The sequence below is a fragment of the Mesotoga sp. UBA5557 genome (genome assembly GCF_002425715.1).
Classification (GTDB): Bacteria; Thermotogota; Thermotogae; order Petrotogales; family Kosmotogaceae; genus Mesotoga.
Map to the genome: position 1 here is coordinate 1 of NZ_DIMV01000086.1, position 4466 is coordinate 4466.

Annotated in this window: 4 protein-coding genes; all 4 read left to right on the forward strand. The window is 39.0% G+C overall.

What is annotated here, in order from left to right:
* Positions 1 to 269: 269 nt before the first annotated feature.
* Genes B3157_RS11335 through B3157_RS11350 form a run of 4 tightly spaced genes read left to right on the forward strand, consistent with a single transcriptional unit; the run spans position 270 to position 4345 of the window.
* On the forward strand, positions 270 to 842 hold the full coding sequence (locus tag B3157_RS11335) for an acyltransferase (RefSeq protein WP_292590589.1): 573 nt from the start codon (positions 270 to 272) through the stop codon (positions 840 to 842).
* A 2-nt stretch (positions 843 to 844) separates the two neighbouring features.
* Entirely contained in the window at positions 845 to 2302 is a 1458-nt protein-coding gene (locus B3157_RS11340; protein WP_292590591.1) for an oligosaccharide flippase family protein, read from the forward strand.
* Positions 2292 to 3284: an SDR family NAD(P)-dependent oxidoreductase gene (locus tag B3157_RS11345; protein ID WP_292590593.1), complete on the forward strand. Its 993-nt coding sequence runs from the start codon at positions 2292 to 2294 to the stop codon at positions 3282 to 3284. The genes B3157_RS11340 and B3157_RS11345 overlap by 11 nt, the downstream gene beginning before the upstream one ends.
* Positions 3281 to 4345 carry a hypothetical protein gene (locus tag B3157_RS11350; RefSeq protein WP_292590595.1) on the forward strand — a complete coding sequence of 355 codons (1065 nt, stop codon included), beginning with the start codon at positions 3281 to 3283 and terminating at the stop codon, positions 4343 to 4345. The genes B3157_RS11345 and B3157_RS11350 overlap by 4 nt, the downstream gene beginning before the upstream one ends.
* Positions 4346 to 4466 lie beyond the last annotated feature (121 nt).

The window sequence follows — 4466 nt, forward strand, 5'->3', positions numbered from 1 at the left end:
ATACAAATCGGCAAGAGAGGGAAAACCGGTTAGATTCTAATGGTTCTAACAATAGTGAATATTGGAGTGAATCTTGAAGAGATTTGTTATCTGTGATATAAGTGAGAAATGGCCGTTTTATCGAATCGAGATTCAAAAATGTAGAAGACCATACCTTGAGTTTCGTGTTATGTTTTCTATTTGTGTTAAGTTTAACAAAAGTTTCATACCTCCTTATTTGAAAGAAGCATATTTAAGAAGAACAAGTACCTACAGGAGGAAATAAGTGAATGGTGACATTTGGAAAACTGATGAGAGCATTCCACAGAATTAAGTGTCTAGTAGTGTCGAGAACAATGGATCTGCTCCCTTTGTATTACACATTTCATGTGCAGAAAAGAACAAGATTTGCTGAGTCTTTCTCAGCTTCGAAACTTCGATATGAAGTCCATCGGAGACTATGCAAGAGTATGGGGAAAAACGTAATAATTAAACAGGGTGTTTTTATCAAAGAACCACAGAACATTGAGATTGGAAGCAATGTGAGTATCCAAGAGTATTGTCTATTAAGTGGTTATGGTGGTCTCAAAATCGGAAATCACGTTAGTATTGCCGCAGGTACATATGTTTTCACATCATCTCATCCTTATTCCGACAAGTCTATCAATTTTAGGGATGGTACTCTTGAGAAAAGACCAGTTGTCATTGGTAGCAATGTTTGGATTGGAGCTGGATGCAGAATATTGGGGGAATTAGCTATTGGAGACAATGTAATTATTGGAGCAGGAAGTGTTGTGACTAAAGATCTGCCAAGCAATGGAGTCTATGCAGGAGTACCGGCGACTCAAATAAAGGAACTGTGAGAATGTCTTTTGGAAAGAGTCTTTTTAAGGACTTCACTATTTATGGGTTTGCAGGAGTAATTGGAAAGCTATTGGCTCTAATAACACTTCCGATAATATCACGCGTCTTTTCTGTTGAAGAATATGGGATTATCGAGACCATTAACTCAAGCATGGCTTTTTTCCCTTTGCTTATAGGATTAGGTTATGACATGGCAATCAAGAAATCAGTTCTGATTGATGCCGATGATTATGTTAGTAGAAAAACACTTGTATCAACAGTCTTCTGGTTTTTGGTAGCTTGGGGAGGACTGTGTAGTTCGGTATTATTTACACTATCTGGACCAATTAGCAAAGCCTTGTTTGGGTCAGACTATTATGTGAGTGCAATACGTATCTCAATTATAAACGTTTATCTTAGCTTACTTCTTGGATTATCTCTTACTATACTTCGAGTATATTTCAAGGTTGCTTCGTTTTCTTTGATTTCCATTGTGAGAGTGATATTGGACTACTCATTGATAATGATTTTTGTTGTCCTTTACAATCTTGGCATAAATGGCTATTTCTTTGCTTTCCTGATAACTACTGCTAGCTTATTAGTTCTGGGAGCAATTCTTATCAAGAAAGATCTATCGTTCTCCTTTGACTTTTCCGAGCTGAAGAAGGTGCTGCAATATTCTATTCCCTTACTGGCTGGTTCTCTTGCATTCTGGGTTTTCAATCTTTCGGATAGAATAGTTTTGAGTGCTCTTTCAGATGTTAACCAGACGGGCATCTATAGCATGGCTGTCAGGATGGTGTCGGTCCTTCCATTCGTTATCATGGCTTTCAAAAACGCTTGGGTGCCTAGAGCTTTTCAGTATTACAGAAAGAACGAAGAAGAATTTCTCCGAATTCTGAACTCCATTCACGCGTACGGTCTCGCTTTTTTTAGCGTTCTTGCAATTGGAAATTTGGTTTTTGCGAGAGTTATGTTAGTTATCTTTACAACCGAAAAATTCTTCGAAGCATTATACATAATGTGGCCTCTTTGTCTTGCATATATTTTCTACCCGCTTACTTCAGTTGGTGCTATAGGAATTTACCTGTCAAACAAGACTAAGTATGTTACATTCATATCTTGGGTGGGTGCTCTGACAAACATCGTGATTAACATTATTTTCGTGAAAAGATTCGGTGCAATAGTTGCATCAATTTCGACTGCCCTCTCCTATATTGTTATCTATGTTTTGTATTGGAGAACGTCCGAAAAACTCATGAATTGGAAGATTCATTACACAAAACCAGCTGCAATTGTCGGGCTTGCTTTGCTAGCAATTCTTGCAGTACAACTTGTTAGAATTGAAACCGTGTTTCTGGATCTTATGATCAAACTATTCATTCTACTAATCTTCGTAGTTCTTCTGTTTGCATTCGGCGTGTTTCGTTTTTCTGAAATTAAAAAGTACTTTGGAGGGAGGAAAAGGAATGGATTATAATCTAATTAGAGAAATAATGAAGAAGAAGTACAAACGGGCAATGGTAACTGGAGGTGCTGGATTCATTGGGAGTCACATTGTAGATGAACTCCTTCAGATTGGACTGGAAGTGATATCCGTTGATAACTATGTAGCTGGGAAGGAAGAAAATCTCGCTCATCACAAAGGGAATCCAAGTTTTGAAGCAGTGAACTGCGATATCACAGACTACGATATGTTGAAGAAGCATTTCACAGCTGTGGATGTTGTCTTCAATGAAGCCGCGTCAAAGAAGAACGTTTGCATTAAGGATCCTAGGATGGACCTTAAGGTCAATGGCGTTGGAACATTCAATGTCCTAGAATTGGCAAGGGACTTCGGCGTTAAGAAAGTTGTTCATGCATCAACGGGATCTGTTTATGGGGAGGCTAAGGTCTTGCCTCAGGCTGAAGATCACCCTCTCGAACCAGTTTCTTATTACGGGGTAAGCAAGCTTGCAGGTGAGCGTTATGCAAGGGTTTTTAGCCATTTGTACGGTCTCGACACAACAACACTACGTTATTTCCACGTATATGGTCCAAGACAAGAGTCCGGCTTTTATGGTGGCGTAGTTGCGATTTTTTGCAGAAATATTCTTGAAGGTAGCAGACCAATTATCTATGGAGATGGCACGCAGCAAAGATCTTTCACATATGTGAAAGATGTAGTGAGAGCAAACATGCTAGTCGCTGCGAATGAATCCACAAAAGGGGAAGTTTACAATTGTGCATCCGGAATAAACATAACTGTTAGTGAACTATGCAGAAGATTGCTCAAGGTTTTTGATAAGGATAAGAAGCTTACCCCAAAGCATGAAGACTGGCTAGTTGGTGACATCAAGACGTTTTCAATTTCCAACAAAAAGCTTCTTAATTTGGGATTTAGTTTCGATACGATTTTTGATAAGGGCTTGTTAGATACAGCGGCATATTTCAAAGAGATGTTTGGAGGCCTTGCTGAATGAGAGTTCTTCATCTGCCCACAGTTATTGGGGGTAATGCGTGGGCTTTGTCAAGAGCAGAAAGGTATAATGGAGTGAAAAGCGATGTTCTAGTTACTGGAACAAGCATCTTTAGTGATAAGTATGACATACTTTTGTCCAGACCAAAAAGCAAAGTCCTCTATGCTTTGAAAATAGCCCGTTTTTATATGGAAGCGACTAAAAAATATGATGTTTTTCACTTCAACTTTGGGACTTCGTTAGTAACATCAAGATTGGCATTGCTTAATATGATTGATTTGGAGTATCTTAGGCACAAAAAGAAAGCCATCTTTGTAACTTATCAAGGAAGCGATGCTCGTCTACCATCGTATTGTTGGAGAAATTACGAGTACACATATTTTGATGAGGATGACGTAAAGGCTAGCGTTCAAAACGAGATTTACAAAGAAAGGAATAAGCGTAAGTTTGACAAATACGCGAATTTCATATATACGACTAACCCCGACTTACTTAACGTATTGCCAAGACGAACCAAATTCAGACCTTATACAAAGCTGGACTTGGATGATTGGAGATTTGATTCGTACAGTGATTATGGTAAAGAGGAATTGATTATTGGTCATGCGCCAAGCAACCGGAAGGTCAAGGGAACGGCATATGTTGTTAAAGCGGTGGAAGAGCTTCAGAAAGAGGGTTTCCCTATTAGGCTCTTACTAATAGAAGGAATTCCCAACTCTGAAGTTAGAAGTTTTTACAGGCAAGCAGATCTCTTTGTTGATCAACTGCTTGTGGGTTGGTATGGTGGATTGAGTGTCGAAGTCATGTCTTTAGGAAAACCTGTTATTGTGTATTTGAGACATGAAGACTTAGTGGGTATTCCAAATGAAATGAGAGAAGACCTTCCTTTCATAAACGCAAATCCTAGGACAATATTCCAGACTTTGAAGCACTGCTACGTTGAGCGGGCTTCTCTTTCGGAAAGGGCGATGCTTTCAAGAAGGTTTGTTGAGAAGTGGCATAATAGTAACGAGATCGCGCGATCGGTTATTGAGGACTATAAGAGAGCTCTAGAACAGGTATAAGCAGGGAGAAAATAGGTAGAGAAAATAGGGACTCCATTTTCTCAAGAGCCGTCCTTAGGAAAATAGGGACCTTATCATATTAATAAGGAAAAGTCTACTACTCAAGTGACATTCAAGTTGT